20 protein-coding genes are annotated in these 19,114 nt (G+C 40.9%); 6 read left to right on the top strand and 14 right to left on the bottom strand.

Going from position 1 to position 19,114, the window contains the following annotated elements:
- Positions 1-114 precede the first annotated feature (114 nt).
- The 8 genes from BLS16_RS12875 to BLS16_RS12840 form a co-directional block, all read right to left on the bottom strand.
- Positions 115-597 carry a GNAT family N-acetyltransferase gene (locus BLS16_RS12875; RefSeq protein ID WP_092333844.1) on the bottom strand — a complete coding sequence of 161 codons (483 nt, stop codon included), beginning with the start codon at positions 595-597 and terminating at the stop codon, positions 115-117.
- Between the two features lie 91 nt (positions 598-688).
- Positions 689-1,219, bottom strand: a complete 531-nt coding sequence (locus BLS16_RS12870) for a hypothetical protein (RefSeq protein WP_092333842.1) — start codon at positions 1,217-1,219, stop codon at positions 689-691.
- Positions 1,212-1,919, bottom strand: coding sequence for a permease prefix domain 1-containing protein (locus tag BLS16_RS12865; RefSeq protein WP_092333840.1), 708 nt, complete (start codon positions 1,917-1,919; stop codon positions 1,212-1,214). Before BLS16_RS12865 ends, BLS16_RS12870 begins: the two co-directional genes overlap by 8 nt.
- Positions 1,906-2,250 carry a PadR family transcriptional regulator gene (locus BLS16_RS12860; RefSeq protein ID WP_034597661.1) on the bottom strand — a complete coding sequence of 115 codons (345 nt, stop codon included), beginning with the start codon at positions 2,248-2,250 and terminating at the stop codon, positions 1,906-1,908. Before BLS16_RS12860 ends, BLS16_RS12865 begins: the two co-directional genes overlap by 14 nt.
- Positions 2,251-2,577: 327 nt before the next feature.
- Positions 2,578-3,192, bottom strand: a complete 615-nt coding sequence (locus tag BLS16_RS12855; protein WP_092333838.1) for a TetR/AcrR family transcriptional regulator — start codon at positions 3,190-3,192, stop codon at positions 2,578-2,580.
- Positions 3,193-3,224: 32 nt separating this feature from the next.
- Positions 3,225-4,598: an MATE family efflux transporter gene (locus tag BLS16_RS12850; protein ID WP_345788528.1), complete on the bottom strand. Its 1,374-nt coding sequence runs from the start codon at positions 4,596-4,598 to the stop codon at positions 3,225-3,227.
- Positions 4,599-4,780: 182 nt separating this feature from the next.
- Complete coding sequence (locus BLS16_RS12845) at positions 4,781-6,481, bottom strand: helicase-associated domain-containing protein (RefSeq protein ID WP_092333834.1); 1,701 nt, start codon at positions 6,479-6,481, stop codon at positions 4,781-4,783.
- Positions 6,478-8,187, bottom strand: coding sequence for a DNA repair helicase XPB (locus BLS16_RS12840; protein WP_092333832.1), 1,710 nt, complete (start codon positions 8,185-8,187; stop codon positions 6,478-6,480). Before BLS16_RS12840 ends, BLS16_RS12845 begins: the two co-directional genes overlap by 4 nt.
- A gap of 404 nt (positions 8,188-8,591) precedes the next feature.
- Between BLS16_RS12840 and hcp the strand changes: the two genes are divergently transcribed.
- Complete coding sequence (gene hcp, locus BLS16_RS12835; RefSeq protein ID WP_092333975.1) at positions 8,592-9,878, top strand: hydroxylamine reductase; 1,287 nt, start codon at positions 8,592-8,594, stop codon at positions 9,876-9,878.
- Positions 9,879-10,141: 263 nt separating this feature from the next.
- A complete protein-coding gene (locus tag BLS16_RS12830) occupies positions 10,142-10,609 on the top strand; it encodes a CBS domain-containing protein (RefSeq protein ID WP_014904260.1) in 468 nt (155 codons plus the stop codon).
- Positions 10,610-10,779: 170 nt separating this feature from the next.
- Here the strand turns inward: BLS16_RS12830 and BLS16_RS12825 are convergent, their stop codons facing one another.
- Positions 10,780-12,525, bottom strand: coding sequence for a methyl-accepting chemotaxis protein (locus BLS16_RS12825; protein ID WP_092333830.1), 1,746 nt, complete (start codon positions 12,523-12,525; stop codon positions 10,780-10,782).
- A 179-nt stretch (positions 12,526-12,704) separates the two neighbouring features.
- Positions 12,705-13,481 carry a histidinol-phosphatase HisJ family protein gene (locus BLS16_RS12820; RefSeq protein WP_092333828.1) on the bottom strand — a complete coding sequence of 259 codons (777 nt, stop codon included), beginning with the start codon at positions 13,479-13,481 and terminating at the stop codon, positions 12,705-12,707.
- A 107-nt stretch (positions 13,482-13,588) separates the two neighbouring features.
- Here BLS16_RS12820 and BLS16_RS12815 point away from each other — a divergent pair, with 107 nt between their 5' ends.
- Positions 13,589-14,401 carry a MerR family transcriptional regulator gene (locus BLS16_RS12815; protein ID WP_092333826.1) on the top strand — a complete coding sequence of 271 codons (813 nt, stop codon included), beginning with the start codon at positions 13,589-13,591 and terminating at the stop codon, positions 14,399-14,401.
- A 109-nt stretch (positions 14,402-14,510) separates the two neighbouring features.
- On the opposite strand, the gene BLS16_RS12810 is transcribed toward BLS16_RS12815, so the two are convergent.
- Together BLS16_RS12810 and BLS16_RS12805 are read right to left on the bottom strand one after the other, a co-directional pair.
- Positions 14,511-15,686 (bottom strand): MFS transporter, encoded by a 1,176-nt coding sequence (locus tag BLS16_RS12810; protein WP_242876285.1) that lies wholly within the window; start codon positions 15,684-15,686, stop codon positions 14,511-14,513.
- A 253-nt stretch (positions 15,687-15,939) separates the two neighbouring features.
- Complete coding sequence (locus BLS16_RS12805) at positions 15,940-16,287, bottom strand: winged helix-turn-helix transcriptional regulator (protein ID WP_092333823.1); 348 nt, start codon at positions 16,285-16,287, stop codon at positions 15,940-15,942.
- A gap of 113 nt (positions 16,288-16,400) precedes the next feature.
- On the opposite strand from BLS16_RS12805, the gene BLS16_RS12800 reads away from it, so the two are divergent.
- A complete protein-coding gene (locus tag BLS16_RS12800) occupies positions 16,401-16,793 on the top strand; it encodes a pyridoxamine 5'-phosphate oxidase family protein (protein ID WP_092333821.1) in 393 nt (130 codons plus the stop codon).
- A 103-nt stretch (positions 16,794-16,896) separates the two neighbouring features.
- On the opposite strand, the gene BLS16_RS12795 is transcribed toward BLS16_RS12800, so the two are convergent.
- Together BLS16_RS12795 and BLS16_RS12790 are read right to left on the bottom strand one after the other, a co-directional pair.
- Positions 16,897-17,070 carry an aspartyl-phosphate phosphatase Spo0E family protein gene (locus BLS16_RS12795; protein ID WP_092333819.1) on the bottom strand — a complete coding sequence of 58 codons (174 nt, stop codon included), beginning with the start codon at positions 17,068-17,070 and terminating at the stop codon, positions 16,897-16,899.
- A 149-nt stretch (positions 17,071-17,219) separates the two neighbouring features.
- Positions 17,220-17,420: a helix-turn-helix domain-containing protein gene (locus BLS16_RS12790; protein ID WP_092333817.1), complete on the bottom strand. Its 201-nt coding sequence runs from the start codon at positions 17,418-17,420 to the stop codon at positions 17,220-17,222.
- A 158-nt stretch (positions 17,421-17,578) separates the two neighbouring features.
- Here BLS16_RS12790 and BLS16_RS12785 point away from each other — a divergent pair, with 158 nt between their 5' ends.
- Together BLS16_RS12785 and BLS16_RS12775 are read left to right on the top strand one after the other, a co-directional pair.
- Entirely contained in the window at positions 17,579-18,145 is a 567-nt protein-coding gene (locus BLS16_RS12785; protein WP_092333815.1) for a helix-turn-helix domain-containing protein, read from the top strand.
- A gap of 389 nt (positions 18,146-18,534) precedes the next feature.
- On the top strand, positions 18,535-18,972 hold the full coding sequence (locus tag BLS16_RS12775) for a C-GCAxxG-C-C family protein (protein ID WP_092333813.1): 438 nt from the start codon (positions 18,535-18,537) through the stop codon (positions 18,970-18,972).
- Positions 18,973-19,114 lie beyond the last annotated feature (142 nt).

Here is a 19,114-nt window from a genome sequence, read left to right as displayed (position 1 = left end):
CGGAATTGGGCTCCGAAGAGGATTCCCGTGCTCTAATATCCGGCAGAGTAACAGCAAGCACTATTCCCAGGATTGGAAGCAAACTGATATTCAACTAGCAACAGCCGAACATGTTCAAAAATAGTTCGGAATAGAATCAACTGAACAATTTAAAAGTTCATTCCAGTTGACATCGTTGCAATATACCATACAAACGCTTTTTTCATATCTTTGAAATTTTAATGGCAATATCTTGAAATTAAATTTTATATAGAATTCCGGATTTATATCTGAGAATAAGAAAAAGAAGCAGTCTTCTTTTTCTTTTTGTATGCAGCTTTTTAACAATTGGGTAGCATAACCATTGCCGGCGTGAATTTTTGGTGTTAACACAGATCCAATTCCAAATGCTTTTCTTCCAGCAATATCCTTAAGTTTTAATAGTATCAGTGAGCTGACAATTTCGTTATCGACGTCTAGGACATATCTTGTGCCATACACATCTTCCTTGGCATTATCGCTGCAATATTGTTCAAACGTCCTGTTTTTGCTCCACTCTTTGAAACCTTCATTGAAGATATGATTTATCTCTTGGGGCAGCGCCTGTCTGAAAATCATCTTAATAGTCTCCTTTTTGTGTCATTTAATTACTTATAATCTCAACGTTTGGCATTTCACCTAAATTTCAAATGTTGTTTTGATAACATCGTCAGGGTAACTCTGATTCAAAGATTACTTTATCTGAAGCATCATACCCTATAAGCTTTTCGAAATAGTTGTTATTATTCTTATCAGTCCAAAGAATTAAAAACATCCTGTCGTAAAACTTTGTTTGGGTCAGAACCTGACCATTGCTTAGCGTAAGTTCTATCCTTTTAACTCGATCATCATTAATAATACCGTAAGCAACGCAATGTTCATATGACGCCGACCAGGAAAAAGCAACAGCTTTAGTCTTATCGTTTTCTGTGCCAATCGAACCGCCACCAGATCTCCAAAATAAACCGAGGGTTCTTTCTACACTATTGCAAGAATACCATCTATCATATTTGGCAAGAATGTATTTCCCTTCGTCAAAATCTTCAACATGAACAACCTCTGATGGTCCATAAAGCAAACTTCGTTCAGAATGCTCGTGAGCTGACAAAGGAGTCAAATAAAGCGCTGTTTGTGTTATAAATAGCAAACATAATCCTAAAAAAATCACCAGGTTTCTAACAATTTTTTGGGATCTACTCATTCTTTGCCCCTCCCTTTAACGGGATTTCGACTCGGTATTTTCGATTGTATTGGTCATAATCTATAATTACAGTGTCTGCTTCATTGGAAAAATTCTCAACCGTTCTTCGACAAATTGGTCTTATTCCTCCGCCGCCTCCGCCCGATCCTGCAAAATACTTGTTGCCTAAGTTGTCGGAAATGATCCCGATACTTCCCAGACTCCACCGAGCCCCCCAGAACCGGGCCTCATAATAATCATAAATAATATTCAGGTTCCCATTTCGTTCGTATACAACATTTCGAAAGTTGATAACTCTATCATCCAATTGAACCGTTTTATTCACCGCGATGTTATACACAATATTAGCTTTAGCAATATCCTTGAGGGGATTATTATCAAATAAGGACATGCCGATCGGCAATCCCACAAAGAAAAGATCGACTATGACCAATAGTACTACCGCTAATCGCGTGATCATCCAAAGCCAACCAACGAGGGGATGGTGCTGCTTGTTAAGTTCAAGCCCGATTTCCTCAGCATCTCCCATATCGGTGATAGCTAACTGTTCAGCGTCTTCTCCCTGACCTGCTTTAGTGTAATCCTCTATTTTGTCTAAGAGGTGGCTTTCCAGTTCGGTTTTTATAGCATATCTATCAAAGGAAAATTTAACATAGGATAAGATATTCTCAATATACTTATCCCCCTTAGGCGAAAGCATGGGCGTCACCGCCTATTACCTTATTGACCGCCATCGAATAGATTTGCCATTGTTTCTTTTCCTCAACAAGCTGCTTTTTTCCTTGATTTGTAATTTGATAATATTTGCGCTCTTTGCCTGCGTCCCCTTTGGCCATATATGATCTGACATAGCCGTTATTTTCAAGTTTATGTAAAACCGGGTAAAGTGTCCCTTCCTTAAATTGAAAGGTACTGTCAGAGCGGTGTTCAAGTTCTTTGATTATCTCATACCCATACCTATCACTTTCTGCCAGTAACGACAATAATAACAAAAGCGTGCTTCCTCCGAGCAGACCTTTATCAATTTTCACATTAACCCCTCCTTAACATCAATACCTTGACTATCTAGGTATAATATACATAGATAATCAAGGTATTTCAAGCATTTTATTTAGTGCAAGTGATCAACCTTATGAAGAGAAGATCTACTGCTCAGTTTGCAACACTTATTTTGATAATCCATATTACAAGAAACCATCTAATTAGCAAAACATTCCTCTAAAACCCCGGATTAATCCGGGGTTTTACCTTACCCTACTGTTCATTTTTCTTCTATGAGTAAGGTCAAATTCGACACCAGTGTCGATTTTGACAAGCATGTAGCATCCCCAGTCTGCCCAATAGTAGTCGACATGGTCTTACCGCTGAGCCTGGAATTGGAGATCCGAGAAATTGTTGAAGGATAAGCGGCTATCAGGAGAAAGAATAGGGATAATGATTGCCCACACGCATTGCTTAAGTTCAACTGTGCCATCACCAGACCCTGTTTCAAGCTTACTATGCTCTGACCAGTATATCGTGACCATTTGTACAGCTTTCATTAAATGTTCATGCTGATGAGGATATTCTTCATTGTTAATAAGCCCGGCTAATCTAAGATTGTCAAAGGTGTTTTTCCAAAGAATATCATTTTCCTTGAGCATTCTTAGTTGTATTTTTTTGATTTTATCACTGATTTCAGCCAGTTGGGTGCGATGGCTGAAGTAAAATGCGTACAATTCCTGGAGCTCCTGGATGTGAGAGATCAGATTGTCTAACTCATAAAGTGTCTGCGGAGCAGTTCTTGGCTGATAACTTTTTTGCATGTCCTGGACAATGGCTTCAATAAGCTCTTCTTTTTTCTTAAAATGATAGGTCAGGTTTCCAACACTGATATTTAGTTCTCCGGCTATATCCCGCATGCTGACGCCGTTGTAGCCGTGTTCAGTAAACAATCTCCGGGCCATGCTTAGAATTTCTCGTTTCGTGTCCACGATTATATTCCTTTCTTAATGTAAGCTTAGGCTTAAACTTCCATTGGGTTCTTAGCGTTCAAGCGCTTCATTGCTTTCATTTCCCGAGTCATAAACAAGATTGAGACGATGACCGCTAAGGAATCAGCGATAGGCCCAGCGAAAATTACTCCTTCAATACCAAACAAGAGGGGCAGAATGAGCAGAAGTGGCAGTAAAAACAATCCTTGGCGGGTGAGTGCCAAAAATATCCCCTGTTTCGCCTTGCCTGTTGCCACAAAAAAGTTCGATGTTAAGGGCTGAATTCCGCTAATAAACATCATCACCATAAAAATGCGCATATATTGGGTGGCAAAGATGAGGTAAGTCTCACTCCCGTTTCCAAATATGCCAACGATCTGTCTGGGAAACAGCTGAAAGCAAAGAAAGAAGAGTACGGAAGCACCCACTATTCCCATAGCAGCTTTTAGATAGGCTTCCCTGACCCGGGCGTAATTCTTTGCTCCATAATTAAAACTGATAATCGGCTGAGCTCCTTGAGCAATCCCGATAACAAAGGCAAGTACTATAAAATTCACCTTTGAGATAACCCCAACTACAGCCAGAGGCAGCTCGCTGCCATATTGGGACAATGCGCCATAGTGAGCTAAGGTGTTATTCATTGTTATCTGGACCAGCATCATAATAAAATGATTCAAAAAGCCAGCTGCCCCTAGTGTTACAATACCTTTAATATAAGGCAGCCTTGGCACCAGATCATCCTTTGTCGGCCTGCCGGCCTTGAATTTCCGTAAATAGACAATGGTTAATATGAAGGAAACTATCTGAGCTATTACTGTGGCCAGGGCCGAACCTGCGATTCCCCAACCCAATACTAGCATAAAAAGTGCGTTTAAAGGAATATTTAGAATCGCCCCGGCAGATAGCGTTATCATTGCGAAAGTTGGGCTGCCGTCTGCACGAATTATGGATGAGAATGCCGTTGCAAACAGGAGAAACGGCATACCAAAGGCGGTAATGCCAAGATAAGTCGATGCTAATGGCAGAATCTGCTCCGTCGCCCCAAAAAGAATCAATAAGGGCTTCAGAAATATAAGCGCAAGAGCGGCAAAGATTAGGCCGAGAATTATCATCAGGCTAATTCCGTTTCCAACATATCTCAGAGCATCATCCTTCTTCTTGGCACCCAAACTTAAACCGAAATTGGTTGAACTACCCATACCTATCATGAGGGCGCAGGCCGACAGGAGTGTGGTAATCGGAAACGCAATATTTGTTGCAGCGTTACCAAGCATTCCAACCGTATGACCAATGAAAATCTGATCCGTTATGTTATAGACAGCGTTAACCAAAGTGTTAGCAATAGCGGGAATTGAAAATTGTATAATCAGTCTCCTGACCGGCACTGTACCTAATGGATTATCCACAGGAATTCCCCCTCTCAAAATTTAACCACTACAGATAATTAGTACAAATGTACTAATTCCAGTTTAGTACATTTGTACTAATTATTCAAGGGAAACGTGTAGCGGGGACGGTCCTTTTAACACAATTTCTTGTGTTAAAAGGACCGTCCCCGCTACACGCTACACGTTCGTCCCCGCTCGTCCTATTTACCGACACTCTCGCCATCTAAAACCCCTGGGGTAGGGTAGATGCCCTGCTTTTCCAGAAGTTTACGCAGTTTTTCTATCTCCCGAACAATGACAGCCGTCGGGCTATATAAACCAAGCACATACTGTCGGTATTTACGCGCCGAGGCGATGGATGCCGCTTGTTCCGGAGAGGAGCATTCCAAGAGGCTGAGCCGCCGGAAAGTAACCTGGCCAAAGGAGTCAACCCACTGCTGAACCGTCAGTACCAGATTATCGGGCAAAGGATAGGTACTTAGAGTTTTTAGGGTTGGCAGAACTTCTTCTGCCGGCATCCCTCGTTTCAGCGCGTTCAGGAGATAGATTTTATCCAGGCGATATTTAAGCATCTGATCCTCCTGCTCAAGCACAGCAATTTGGCATAGTTTCCAGCGAGCAGCCCAGGATGCAGAATGAGGCAGCAGGATTTCGAAATTTGGTTGGACATAGGCCGTATCGGGACCACTCAGGGGATAGATCTGGTCTGCCAGGCTCTTAAACTCCATATCCTCTTCAAGTTCCTGCCCTTGAAGTAATTTCTCCAGTACCAACCGGCCCAGGGGAGTGACTCGCACTAAAATATCCTTTTCATACTTACCCCACTCCAATAAGCCCAGAAAACGCAGGGGGTCGAGCAGGCTGATGACGGTTTCATAGTCTAAAAGATTACTCACATTGTCCTCTGCAAGGAGCCTACCGACCATATAACCCCAGCTTGTCCAGTCGGTACAGCGGCTTAAGAGGGGCAGGATCAGGAAAAAGCTTTTATTCTGGATTGTTTGGAAGTATTCCGGATAAATCTCCCAAAGCAAGTCTGCCACTTTAATACTCTCGGGCAATTCTTCTCCCCTTGTCGTCAACACCAAACGATCCCCCCTACGTCCGAAGAGACGGAAACGTCGGGCAATGGCAAAGAGCCAAAAGAAATAGCTCTCCGGGTCGAATTCCTGGGCAGATCCTGCCGGCACAGTCAAAGCGGCTAAAATACGTTTTAAGGAGTGTTTGTTGATCTCGTGACTCTGGGTGACAAGCACCTCTCCCTGCTCCACTAGGAGAAGAAACTTAAAAAGGTTATCTAAAGTGCTGGGTAAACCTGCCCGATATGAGTTTTGCGGTTCAATGAGATTTTCGAATTGGATTTGAGCACAGAGAAAGCGCCAAAAGGAGCGGGCAGCCTCTTCTTTAAAACTAAAGGTATTAGGATGACGTCCTTGCGCCAAAAAGCCAATTTTAAACCATTTGGTAAGTAGCCTTACCACCCCCTGATAGTCTAGTCCGCTTACATTCCAATCCAAATAACAAAAACTGGCATTATAGTTTTGATCATAACTACAAAAATAATCGATGGTTTTATCCTCTGGTCGGGTATAAGCCATGTAAGCAAAAAGAATTCGCTCCACAGAATCCATCTGGGCAAAATAATCCGGCCAAGCTTTCGGTTTAAGCCTCTTTACCGCAGTATTCTTGGGTTTCGATTCGGATCTTTGACTTGGCTGAGGAGAACTCCCTTTGGACGTGGCTTGGTTTTCCTTAGTCTCCTCTGCGTAGGCAGGTGGTTTAAAACCGGGCGGCAATTTTTCGCCGAATACAGGCCGCCACTTTTGGGGTTTTGCTTGCTCGGAAGGAGTAGTCGGATTCTGCTGAGCCTTCCGCACGGAGCCTGTCGTCGGCTTCTTCATGGTTCAAGATCCTCCTCGATCATGATTTTATAGGCATACCCTTGTTCGGTTAGAAAGAGCTGCCGATGCATGGCGAATTCCTGTTCTTTGGTATCTTTAGAAACTAAACTATAAAAATAAGCTCTGCTGTCTCCTTGCTTAGGGCGCAGTATACGACCGAGCCTTTGGGCTTCTTCCTGTCGGGAGCCGAAAGTTCCGGAAACCTGGATTGCCACATTAGCATCGGGCAAATCAATGGCAAAATTAGCGACTTTGGATACCACTAAACAATGCAAAGATCCGCTGCGGAACTCTTCATACAACCGCTCTCGCTCTCGCTGGGGTGTTTTACCTGTTATTAAAGGGGCCTTCAGTTCACGAGCGAGGAGTTCGAGTTGCCGGACATATTGCCCGATGACTAACACCAGGTCCTCCTTATGACACTCCATCAACTCGGATACTTTCTCCAGCTTGCGGGGATTCTCTGCAGCTAAGCGGAATTTCCCTTTTTCTTCAGCTAAAGCATAATCCATGCGCCGGTCCTTACTCATGGAAATTCGCCATTCCGTGCACTCCGCCGTGGCAATCCATCCTTGAGACTCTAAGATCTTCCAGGGAACATCCATTTTCTTGGGACCTATCAATGTAAAGACCTCATCTTCTTTGCCATCTTCCCGTATCAGGGTCGCTGTCAAACCTAAGCGGCGCTTGGCCTGGAGTTCTGAGGTGGCCCGAAAGACGGGGGCAGGTAAGAGATGTACCTCATCATAGATAATCAAACCCCAGTTCTTTTCATTAAATAGTTGAAAGTGATCAAAGGTTCCCTCTGCCTTGGAACGGTAAGTAAGTATTTGGTAGGTGGCTACGGTCACCGGACAGATTTCTTTTTTCTCGCCGGTATACTCACCCATTTGGCTAGCTTCAAGGGTTGTCTTATCCCTTAACTCACGCAGCCATTGTTTGACGGCACTATTATTCGTCGTCAGAATCAGGGTTTCACACTGTAACTCCATCATCACGCCCATACCGATGACAGTCTTGCCGGCACCGCAAGGAAGGACCAAGACGCCACTCCCGCCGCGCACTGAACCTTGTTGATGAAAGGTTTCCACGGCTTGTTGCTGATAGGACCGCAGGGCAAAGGGTTCTCCTTGAGGATTTTCGCCACGCCAGGCCATGGACAAAGGATTGCCTTGGCTATAACCTGCCAGGTCTTCGACGGGATAAGCGAGTTTCATTAGGAGCTGTTTTAATTGCCCCCGCGCTTCCGGGTTAATTTCTACTTGAGTCAGAGATGGGCTTGAGAAATCCTTGCTCCTTGCCTGTTCAGCAGAGGCCAGTAAGAGTTTAACCTCTTTATGCCGAACAATTTCCAACAGAATTACCGGGTCTGCTGCGGTTAGCAGGAGCATGTCTCCGTCTCGCTGGAGCTTTACCAGGCCGTAGCGGCCCATGAGTTGCTGAATTTCCGTGCATACGGAGTCAGGCAGAGGGAATTTGCTATATTGATCCAGAGCCTTCAGCACTTCCCCAACACTCACACCGCTTGAAGCAGCATTCCATAAGGATAAGGGAGTAATTCGGTAGGTATGGATATACTCCGGGCTTTTTTCCAGTTCGGCAAAGATGGCTAAGGTATCCCGAGCCTCTTCGTAAAGAGGATTATGGACTTCTAAGAGAACAGATCGATCACTTTGGACGATCACAGGATTTGTCGCAGATGGCATGGTATTAGTCTCTCCTCTTGGTAGATAATTTGCATCAAAGAATCAAACAAGCTTATTTGCTTGGGCTCGGAAACTTGAAAGATGGCTTTTTAGTACTTTCACTTGTTCGATATTATCTGTCAAAATCCTGCACACGTGTAGCGGGGACGGTCCTTTTAACACAAGAAATTGTGTTAAAAGGACCGTCCCCGCTACACGTTTTGTGATTCAGTTAACAGTTAAAAAGTGATTTATAGCACTACAAAAAGGACTGACTAGTCACAGCCTAATCCCTCTTCATCAAGTATCATAAATTCATAAGTCACATAACAAAAGGAGATTAAAACACAATGTCATTAAAAGATCTTTTCACATTTGGTGGTAAATCCCCAAACGTTACAGCCTCTGCAAAAGAAATCAATCAAATGTTTTGTTATCAATGTGAACAAACCCCTAGTGGCGGGTGCACAAAATTCGGAGTCTGCGGTAAGAATCCGGATATCGCTAGCCTGCAAGACACCATAATTTTTGGTTTAAAAGGGGTAGCGGCCTACGCCACACATGCACGGCAACTGGGTTATAGCGACCCGGAAGTCGAGAAAATAACTCATGAAGCGTTGTATTCAACCTTAACCAACTCAAATTTTAATCTTGCCGAAACAATTGGCATGGCCCTTAAAGTTGGAACGGCAACCGTCAAGATTATGGATGTCCTGGACCAAGCCCATACAGCTTTACTGGGAACACCAACACCTGTAACCGTATCCGAAGACAAAATTGAGGGGCATTGTATTGTAGTCACCGGGCACAACCTGTTTGCCCTGGAACAGCTTCTAAAACAAAGCGAGGGCAAAGGCGTTAATATTTATACCCACTCTGAAATGTTGCCGGCACATGGTTATCCCCATCTTAAAAAATATGAGCATTTGAAGGGTAATATCGGTAAGTCTTGGTTTGATCAGCGGCAGCTCTTTGAAGCTTTTCCCGGAGCAATCCTTGGCACAACCAACTGCGTGATGCCGATTAAAGGAAGTTATAGTGATCGATTCTGGTCCTACGATGTAGCAGGTTTGGAAGGAGTCGCCAAAATTGCCAATGACGATTTTACGCCAATCATTGAAAAGGCTCTGTCCTTGCCTAAGGCAGATGTCAAATCGAATAAGACTTTGCTGACGGGATTTCACCATACCACAGTTTTAGGTATTGCCCCGCAAATTATTGAAGCCGTAAAAGCTGGAAAAATCAAGCGTTTCTTTGTCATTGCAGGCTGTGATGCACCAGGAAAAGGCGGCGACTATTATCGTGAATTAGCTCTCTCCCTTCCTCAAGACTGTGTCATATTAACAACTTCCTGCGGCAAGTTCCGTTTTAATGACCATGATTTTGGTACGATTGATGGAATTCCCCGTTATATCGATTTAGGTCAATGCAATAACTCCGGTTCAGCCGTGAAAATTGCTTTAGCTTTAGCGGATGCCTTTGGCTGCGGTGTAAACGACCTTCCTCTAACTATTGTTCTCTCCTGGTTTGAACAGAAAGCCGTGGCCATTCTATTAGGACTCTTTAGCTTAGGTGTAAAGAACATCTATGTTGGGCCAAAAGCTCCGGAATTCATTACTCCTGGTGTGTTGAGTGTCCTCCAAGAAAACTTCAATCTTCAATTGACCGGAGATGTGAAGACTGACCTTCCCAATATGTTAGCAGGTAAATAGGATAAATCTATAAGTAATAAAGCGTGGTCAAGGGCGACAATCCTTGACCACGCTTTATTTAAGGTTATCAGACCTCGAGAAATCCATAGAGTATTTTTATATCTACCATGTCATTGCTCTATGGACTTTTGTTCTCATAAATGTTAGGCTATACTTGTGAATATCTTTACAAGTTGTACATTTTTATTATCTCTCGCTATATTTGTAACCTTTGTAATATCAAAACGTAATTATGTAAATCCAACCTGATTGGAGGTTTAGAAATGAATATTGCATTTTTCCTTTTACCCAAAAAAGATGTTATTCACTTAAACATAAATTCAACCATGCGCCAGGCATTAGAGCGAATGAAATATCATCGGTATACCTCTGTACCTATCATCGACGATGATGGTAAATACGTGGGAGTTTTAACAGAAGGCGATCTCCTTTGGAAAATGAAAAATTCACCTGGGCTAACCTTTATGAATACCCAAAAGATTTCCCTCAAAGACATAGAACGGCATACGTTTAACAATCCGGTTAACGTAGATGCCCAGATGGAAGATCTCTTCTCCTACGCCACCGAACAAAATTTTGTCTCTGTTGTTGACGATAACGGAATATTTATTGGTATTGTCCGTCGCAGCGAAATTATTAAGTATTGTTTAAACCTCATAAATTCCCCCCACTACTTTCCCACCTTCAAAATGAAGGATCGTAGTTCTGAACGGTCATTATCTCTTACTTAGTTGTGCTCCTTTAACTAAAAAGCAAATACCAGGCCTCCTGAATTTCAGAAGGCTTGGTATTTGCTTTTTGGGAAGACTATGCTCACTATGCAAGATAGTTCTTTGGCAAGTTTTGTGACATTAGTGCGTTTTTAGGATCCAGTCCGGAAGTTGGCTCGTCAATAAAAGCTTTACTTAAATTTATTAATGGCCTGTTGTAACTCATAAGCTAAAGTAGAAAGACCTTGGCTTGCATTGGCTATTTCGATCATTGATGCTGTTTGCTCTTCAGAAGCTGCCGATACTTGCTGTGTACTGGCGGCATTCTCTTCGGCAATATGATCTAATTTCTTTACTATGTTAATTAGTTGATTCTCTTTTTCTTTCATACTTTGACCGGAAACATTTAAGTTTCCAATAATTTCTTTTGTCTTTTCTACGGCTTGGGCTATTCCTTCAAAGCGCTCACTGGTAATCTTAACACTGCTTTCTTGCTTCTCAGCAATGACTGAGCTTTTCCCAATGATTTCTACGGCACTTTGTGAATTCGATTGTAACTCATCAATTACGGAATGAATTTCGCTGGTCAAATTGCTTGATTGCTCTGCTAACTTACGAATTTCTTCTGCCACTACGGAAAATCCTCTTCCGGCTTCACCAGCCCGGGCTGCTTCAATAGCCGCGTTTAGAGCTAACAAATTAGTTTGATCTGCGACATTCTGAATTTGTTTGCTTGCAGAATAAATTTTCTCAGCACTTACATTCGTTTTATTAATTCCTTCCTCTATCCGAACAGTATATTGTTCTCTTTCTCGTGTGCGCTCTATCAGTTCTGTTATCGCGATTATACCTTCGTTTTTCATTCTTTCGACTGTTTCAGCTGAATTGTTTAGGTCATTCAAATATTGTTGATCCAGTTCAATAATCTTACCTAACTCCGTAATCTCATTGACGCCGTTATCTGTCTCTAAGGCCTGGGTGGTTGCACTAGAGGCAATTTGTTCGATTGTTTTAGAAATCTCTTCAACAGCTTTGGCTGACTCTTGTGATATGACTGTTAGTCCTTTAGAAGTTTCCGTAACCTGGTTTGTTGTTTGCAACAACCGATTCAAGATCTGTTTTTGATTGACATTTGTCGCTTTGATTGCTTGTCCGAGAATACCAAACTCATCGTTTCTATTAATCAAACCCGTAACGATTGTTTCGGTTAGTGTATTTTTGAACCTATTTTTATACAATACGACATCCGTTTGTATTTTTTCAATCTCGTTCAAGACAATGTCTGTAGGAATAACTCCCAGGAACTTACCCTTAACAATAATCGGCATAACTACACTCGCCATTAAAATCTTTTTGCCTTTAATATTTTCCTCATAAGGCTCAGTTATTGTGATTTTGCGGGTTTTCTTTGGCCCAGTGTACCATGGCTGATTATAGATATCCCCGAGGCTAATGACCTTAATGCCTTCATCCGCATCACGGTAAACATAGGCCGTAAAAGTACCTTTATCATAGTAATCTATATTTTGGAAACTGCTGTCTCTCTGGTCGAAGGCATTGGGTTCCCAAAAAGAACTTAAAGCCATAAATTCAGGATTTTCCTTTAACAATTTCTTTTGAATATCTATAAGTGCATCACGGTCTAAATTATTACTTTGCAGAATTGCCGTTATTTCATCATTTAACTGCTCAACCAGTTTTACGCCCTTTTCTAAAACCATGTAATCCCCTAGGGATCCCCGTTTAAGATATTCGATAGCGTAATCTAATAGTTCGAAGGTTTTTCTGATATGCAATAAGCAAATAGTCATGAAGCCGCCGATACTAACTAAAAGTAATGAAAAAGTTAAATTGCTATTCTTAAATATGACCCCTAATGAAAGCATAACCCCTGAAAATACAATAAGTACAATGTAACGTTTCAACCAATTACTCAAAAAACTCCCCCCTCTTAATCTTCCATTATTAAATAAGCGCTCTTCATATAACCCCGGTAACCAGGGTTGATTGAAGAGCGCTATTGCTCACTATTCCTTTTTAGATTTGAATGAATATCTTCGTTACTATAAAATCTTTCGACATGTTTTCCAAAATTCCTTCAAATGTTGGAAATAAGCTAGATTGAAACGAAAAGAGGCTTTAACTGGTTAAAAACGCAATAATATCGGAAGCCTACTTCCCGAAGAGCTTGAAATCCCTCCTCCATTGCCTGCATACTGGTCGTATGATGAGAATCCGACCCTAAGGTGATGATTTCTCCCCCTAATTCCTTGTAGAGGCGAAGAACTCGAAAATCCAGATCAATCAAGGGATTCCGCAGATTCAGTTCAATTCCCTTTCCTCCGGCGATTAAGTCTTGCAGTATAGCCTCTATTTCTTCATCATAATAACTCCAATCGATATCCGACGGATTAACCTTAAGCAGTAAGAAGAAACGTTTAATGAGCGTTATATGACCTAATACTGAAAAATCGAAGCTGGGTATGGACTCATGAATAACCTTGAAGTAGTCACTGAAGGCAATCTTAAGTTCTTTTCCTCTAAAAAAGTCTCCATTAAATAGATCTAAACCCTCCGCACTGTGCAAGGACCCAATCACAAAATCAAAGTCCTTGTCACCTAAGTACTCCTGAATCTGATGTTGAGAGTTTATATCAAATCCTACTTCCAAACCAACTTTTAGGGATAGCTGTTTTCCATAACGTTCCCTTGCTCTAAACACAGCTTGTCGGTATTTGGTATAGTCGATTCTAATGTCCTCAGCAATTTCAAAGTGATCTGTGAAACAAAGTTCCTCAAGACCTAAACTAATGGCTCTCTCACAGGCTTGATCCATGGTAAGTGTAGAGTCCGGAGAGAAATCGGAATGTATATGATAATCTGCTTTTTTCATGATATGTCCTCCATTATTATATTCCTGAACTATGAATAATTCGTATTGACTTTACCCTTAACTGGAAGGTTTATACTTATACTGTCGACAAAAAAGGAGGAGGAAATGTGTACACAATCGGACAATTTTCTAAAATTGGAAAGGTCTCAACCAAAACCCTTCGATATTATGATCAAATTGACCTATTAAAGCCTGTGTATGTTGACCACGAAAACCAATATAGATACTACTCTGATCAACAAGTTTTATTAATCCTTTTAATATTAGAACTAAAGGAATACGGGCTCAAGCTTGAAGAAATTAAAGTTATATTAGATCAGCAGAATGTTGAATTATTGAAAGAATTTCTCATAAACAAGATTCAGGATATTGACATAGAAGTGGAAAAAAACTTAAAACTAAGAAATTCTATCGACATGAAGCTGTCTAAAATCAAGTCTGGAGGTAAATTAATGGAAACTAACGATTTAAAAGTTGAGTTAAAAGAAAGAGAACCCATAATGGTTATTAGCCGGAGAGCAATGACAAGGATGGAGAATGTTAGTGTTATTATTGGGAAAGTATTTGAAGATATGTACCGGATGAATCTTCAACCGTCCGGACCCGTAATGACAGTTTATTATGATAAGGAATTCGACGCAGAAAATACTGATTTAGAAGTTTGTATTCCAGTCAATAATAAGGTAAACGTAGAAAAAAGTGACAAACTCAAAGTATTCAAAGGCGGCTTAACTGCCTATACAAAATTTGTTGGACCCTATTCAAGACTAGGCGAAGCCTATGCAAAAGTTATGAAATGGATTGAAGATAATGGCTATAAGAATTCAGGAGAACCGTATGATATCTACCTGACCGGCCCAGGGGCAACGTCTAATCCGGATGAATTTGTCACGGAAGTTTATTTTCCTGTAACTAAATAAATTAAGTTTTAAAGTCAAAGTTAATGGGGTATTTTATAATTAACGACCTGCCTCTGAAAGGTAAATTTTTCAGAGGCAGGTCGTTTCTGTGACCGAGGCAGACTTGCTGCTATGCAGCGGAATTCGGCTCAACAACAACTTCCCGTGCTCTAATATCCGGAAGAGTTACAGCCAGAATAATTCCCAGGATTGGCAGCAAACTAATAATGTTTATAGTTAAAGGCAGTCCAAAGTGGTCAGCGATCCCTCCAAGTAAGGTAACCCCAATTGAACCCATCCCTACTCCAAAACCTAGCAGCATACCCGAAGCAAGTCCAATATTATTAGGCAGCAACCTTTGTCCGAATACCACAGTCGTAGAAAAAGTCGAGATTAGTGCTGCTCCGACAATAAAAGCCAGAACAGGGATCAAAGTGCTGTTTAAATGCAAAAAGGGATAGATTGTAATTAGGCTAACAATCATAGAAACTAACAGCCCGTTTTTCCCTCCAAAACGGTCGGCAAAAGGCCCGCCCAAAATTGTGCCTACCGCTCCTGCAATTAAAAATGTACTCACTAAATATTCAGGTTCGGCAATTCCTCTAAAACTTGGAAAGTAAAATGGAATGAAATAAACCAGACCGGATTGTATCCATGATCTTATGGTTACATACAACAGCAATAATATTAAGCTTCCGGTTCTAACCTTGCTTTTTACTGTTTGTTTTGTAGTCTTTTTCTGTTTGTGGCTTTTTTCTGCCAAGATGGCCTTATATCTGGGCAGTAAAAACAAGAAGAGCAGTGCGGCCAAAGCCCCGGGGATCATAACACCTTGAATCGACTTCAGTCCGGCAAAACTTAAAACAAAAACGGCCAGCATAGGACCAAGACCAAAGCCGAGATTACCTCCCACAGAGAAAATTGCCATGGACGCCCCCGCTTTGCTGTCCTCGCTGAGAAAATGGGCTAACTTCGATCCTTCCGGATGATAGCCGGCTACCCCGATACCGCTTAATAGTACCGCCAGCAACAATAGTCCGTAGGAGTGAACCATGCCTGTCAAGGCCAAACCAAAACCTGAAAGAAATAGACTAACGGGCATTAACCAGGGCATACTATATCGGTCGCTAAGTACACCAAAAATCGGCTGGATAATAGCCGAACTAAAGGTAAATGCTAAGGCGATTATACCAACTTGAAAATAGCTGAGATCAAAACTTTTCGCTAACACAGGTGTTAAAATCGGCAGGATCCCCTGACCTAAATCCACAACGAGATGACCAATGCTCAAAAAGATTAAATACATGTTGCTCAAATTACTGCGCCTCTTTCTCAGATTGAAAAAACTATTCTATGGATAATTTCGACCATTCTTAGAATACTCCTAATCAACCCCTTCGTCTAGATTAAAAGTCAAGCTTCTTCTCAACAAAAATTTTGATAAATTCTTATATTATCTGTAACTAAATTAAGCCGTTGCTTAGTCAAGGAGCAGATAAATCTATAATTCAGAGAAGAGCTGAATAATTTACCAATATTGGCGTAAAGCTATAAATAGCTCATGGTCTATCTGCTTTATCCTTTAAAGTTTCGATGTATTCGCCCCCCCAAATTGCCAATTCAACCAATACTTTTTTAAACTTTATCCCGATATCACTTAAAGAGTATTCGACCTTTGGTGGGACTTGGGGATAAATCTTTCTTTCAATTAATCCGTTTTCCTCCAAAGCGCGTAACTGTTTAGTCAGCGTTGACTGGGTTAAATCAGGCAACTGCCGCTGCAATTCTCCAAAGCGCATGGTCTTTTTTCCGAGATGGTAGAGAATCATTATTGACCACTTACCAGATAGAACCTTCTGTGCTGTCATATAAGGGCATTTCCCAAATAAATCTTTCTCCGCTTCCATAGTCCCCTCCCAATAGTATCTTATTAGATACTATGTATGATAAATAATCGTACTTGTTATTTCAAGACTTTTATTATAAATTTGTTGTATAAATTTGAAAGGAGATTTCTTTAATGCAAGAAGTTTTTGATTTCTTAAAGAAGTGCCAGACCTATTACTTAGCTACAGTTGATGGAGATCAGCCACGAGTTCGTCCCTTCGGAACTGTCAATATTTTTGAGGGCAAGCTTTATATTCAGACTGGTAAGGTAAAGGACGTTTCCAAGCAAATGATAGCAAATCCCAAAATTGAGATTTGCGCTTTTAATGGCCAAGAATGGATTCGAATTCAGGCCGTGGCTGTAGAGGATGATCGTATTGAAGCAAAGCAGAGTATGCTGGAAAGCTATCCTTCACTTCAGTCCCGGTATTCGGCAACAGATCCCAACACGCAGGTATTGTATCTAAAGGATGCTATAGCAACGATAGCTACCTTTGCAGGTGAACCCAAAGTAATTAAGTTCTAATTTACGAATAAACGCCATTTAAACTTTACAAGCCACCGTTTACTGTGAACGGTGGCTTGTTCTCTTCACTTATTAAAACTCGCGATATGGCTGGGCGTCCATTTTAACCATTCTCAGCTTTTTTCATAAGCATCTCTTGATACCTGTCTAAAACATTATCCAACTCTTGACTTGCGGCTACGACTGCCGGATCCGTATAAGCTCTTCCCTCTTTTGTCTTAATCACGTTCCAGCGTAATTCTTCAATTCGCTTTATTAGTTCGTCGATCTCAGACATACTATCCTCCGTCAGTCAATTTTTATTTTGGGGATCAGTGAGCCCCAAAATAAAGTCCTCGGCAAAATACCGAGGACTTTATTTTGTGTCTTGGGATTGAAAGAAGACTAAACAAATTTCAATATCGGAACTTTGACTTGATAACATACTCACGATTTATAAAAAATAGTCCAATCAAACATTAAAACATTGCTAATTCTTTTAGCAGTTTTAACACCAGGATTTTTGTTGCCTGACTCGATTTCTGCATAATATGATCTGCTTATCCCTGCTTTATTTGCAACTTGTTGCTGTGTCAAATCCCCCCGATATTTTATTAGCCACAGCCTCGTCTTGCCAAATTCAGCCACAATCCTCCCCCTTTGTTCCGTTGCTTAACGCGACTAAAATTTATCTTAATAATACAGTCGCAATTCGCGACTGTCAATGCTTTTGTTGAGATTCGCAACACATATTTTAAATGTCGCTTATTGCGACTATACTATATACGAGAGGTGGGATGTTTGTAATGTTAGGGAAACGGCTGCAACAGCTAAGAAATAAATTCGAACTTACACAAGAGGAATTAGCTAAAATACTTTGTATGTCCAGAAGTACGTATGCACAGTATGAAGTAGATAGGCGTAAACCAGATTATGATACTCTCCAAAGAATTGCGGATTATTTTAAAGTCTCAACAGATTTCTTATTAGGACGAACAGAACTTTCAGTAATTGAAGAATGTCTCGTCCCAAATAGACTAAAGATGATACGTGAACTAAATGAAATCTCACTAGAAGAATTAGCCGAAAGTCTTAACATGTCTCAAACGGATATATCACAATTTGAATCAGGCAAAAAATCTCTTGACCCCTCCACTTTGATAGTTTTGGCGAAAAGCCTGAATTGTTCTGTTGACTTTCTCCTTGGACGAATCACTGAGCCAAGATCCTATATACTGGAAAGCGAACAAGGTTACAGTACTTTAGCCGCCTCCCCTTCAGACGACCCATTGCAGGATCTACCAGAAGAAGCGAAAAAAGCCCTTGAAGAATTTAAAGAATTTATTCTTAATAAATACCGTAAAGACAATTAGGCGAGTAGACGTCATTTCCTGCTGAGTTTCAGAAAATACTATTCCTCTATGAATCGAATTAATTCTTTGGTTAATCTATCCTGCTGGTCATAGAATAGGAAATGTCCACACGCTTCAAAGGGTACAAGCCGAGAATAAAATACTGCTCTTTTGCTCTATAGCCAGTGGGTACAAACAAACCTGATCATTTATTCCGTGATGAATAAGCGTTGGAACTTGGATTGTTTTCAGATCTTGAAATTAGCTTTCTTCTCGTGAAGATTAGCTTTAATGCAGAAAAATATTTAATCATTTCATTTATGAACGCATTCATTTTGATTGACAGTCTTAATGCTTATGAATATAATACAAATATGAACATATTCATATTTTGAGGAGGAGGATACAATATGTCTGTTTCAGAAAAGGCTGTTATGATGATGAAAAATGGGTTTTTATGCAGTCAGTCCGTTTTTGCTGCACTAAGTGAAGAACTTGGCTTAGAACGAGAATTAGCCTTAAAGATTTCAACCGGTCTAGGTGCAGGAATATCATGTCAAGGTGATATTTGTGGGGCTGTTAGTGGCGGAATTTTAGCCATAGGATTAAAACACGGGAACTATGAGGGCCTCTCCGACCCAGACTCTCAAGGGAAAACTTTCTATCTTTCCCAGGAGCTAATCGAGAATATTAAAGCAAAGCATGGATGTTATACCTGCAAAGATCTTACGGGTTTAGATTTTACAAAGCCGGAAAACGTTAAACTTGCCCATGAGTCAGGGATATTTGAAAAAATATGTAGTAACGTAATTAGGGATTCCGTACAGATTGTAGAAGAAATTTGGTAATAATACCTCTCAATGATAATTTGAAAATGCATACCTGACAAATTCTATTACATAGGTATGCATTTTTAATGCCTCCACAAGATTTTACTCTCCATACTCAAACGCTATAGAACGGTTATGCCAACATTTGACGATGATTGAA

It is taken from the genome of Desulfosporosinus hippei DSM 8344, assembly GCF_900100785.1.
Lineage (GTDB): Bacteria > Bacillota > Desulfitobacteriia > Desulfitobacteriales > Desulfitobacteriaceae > Desulfosporosinus > Desulfosporosinus hippei.
The sequence above is the reverse complement of the archived record's forward strand: the minus strand, read 5'-3'. Positions and strand labels throughout refer to the sequence as shown.

Bases quoted from the DNA above. Each gene is read 5' to 3' on its own strand.
- BLS16_RS12875 (WP_092333844.1), bottom strand. From the start codon at position 597: ATGATTTTCAGACAGGCGCTGCCCCAAGAGATAAATCATATCTTCAAT.
- BLS16_RS12870 (WP_092333842.1), bottom strand. From the start codon at position 1,219: ATGAGTAGATCCCAAAAAATTGTTAGAAACCTGGTGATTTTTTTAGGA.
- BLS16_RS12865 (WP_092333840.1), bottom strand. From the start codon at position 1,919: ATGCTTTCGCCTAAGGGGGATAAGTATATTGAGAATATCTTATCCTAT.
- BLS16_RS12845 (WP_092333834.1), bottom strand. From the start codon at position 6,481: ATGAAGAAGCCGACGACAGGCTCCGTGCGGAAGGCTCAGCAGAATCCG.
- BLS16_RS12840 (WP_092333832.1), bottom strand. From the start codon at position 8,187: ATGCCATCTGCGACAAATCCTGTGATCGTCCAAAGTGATCGATCTGTT.
- hcp (WP_092333975.1), top strand. From the start codon at position 8,592: ATGTTTTGTTATCAATGTGAACAAACCCCTAGTGGCGGGTGCACAAAA.
- BLS16_RS12830 (WP_014904260.1), top strand. From the start codon at position 10,142: ATGAATATTGCATTTTTCCTTTTACCCAAAAAAGATGTTATTCACTTA.
- BLS16_RS12820 (WP_092333828.1), bottom strand. From the start codon at position 13,481: ATGAAAAAAGCAGATTATCATATACATTCCGATTTCTCTCCGGACTCT.
- BLS16_RS12810 (WP_242876285.1), bottom strand. From the start codon at position 15,686: ATGTATTTAATCTTTTTGAGCATTGGTCATCTCGTTGTGGATTTAGGT.
- BLS16_RS12805 (WP_092333823.1), bottom strand. From the start codon at position 16,287: ATGGAAGCGGAGAAAGATTTATTTGGGAAATGCCCTTATATGACAGCA.
- BLS16_RS12800 (WP_092333821.1), top strand. From the start codon at position 16,401: ATGCAAGAAGTTTTTGATTTCTTAAAGAAGTGCCAGACCTATTACTTA.
- BLS16_RS12795 (WP_092333819.1), bottom strand. From the start codon at position 17,070: ATGTCTGAGATCGACGAACTAATAAAGCGAATTGAAGAATTACGCTGG.
- BLS16_RS12785 (WP_092333815.1), top strand. From the start codon at position 17,579: ATGTTAGGGAAACGGCTGCAACAGCTAAGAAATAAATTCGAACTTACA.
- BLS16_RS12775 (WP_092333813.1), top strand. From the start codon at position 18,535: ATGTCTGTTTCAGAAAAGGCTGTTATGATGATGAAAAATGGGTTTTTA.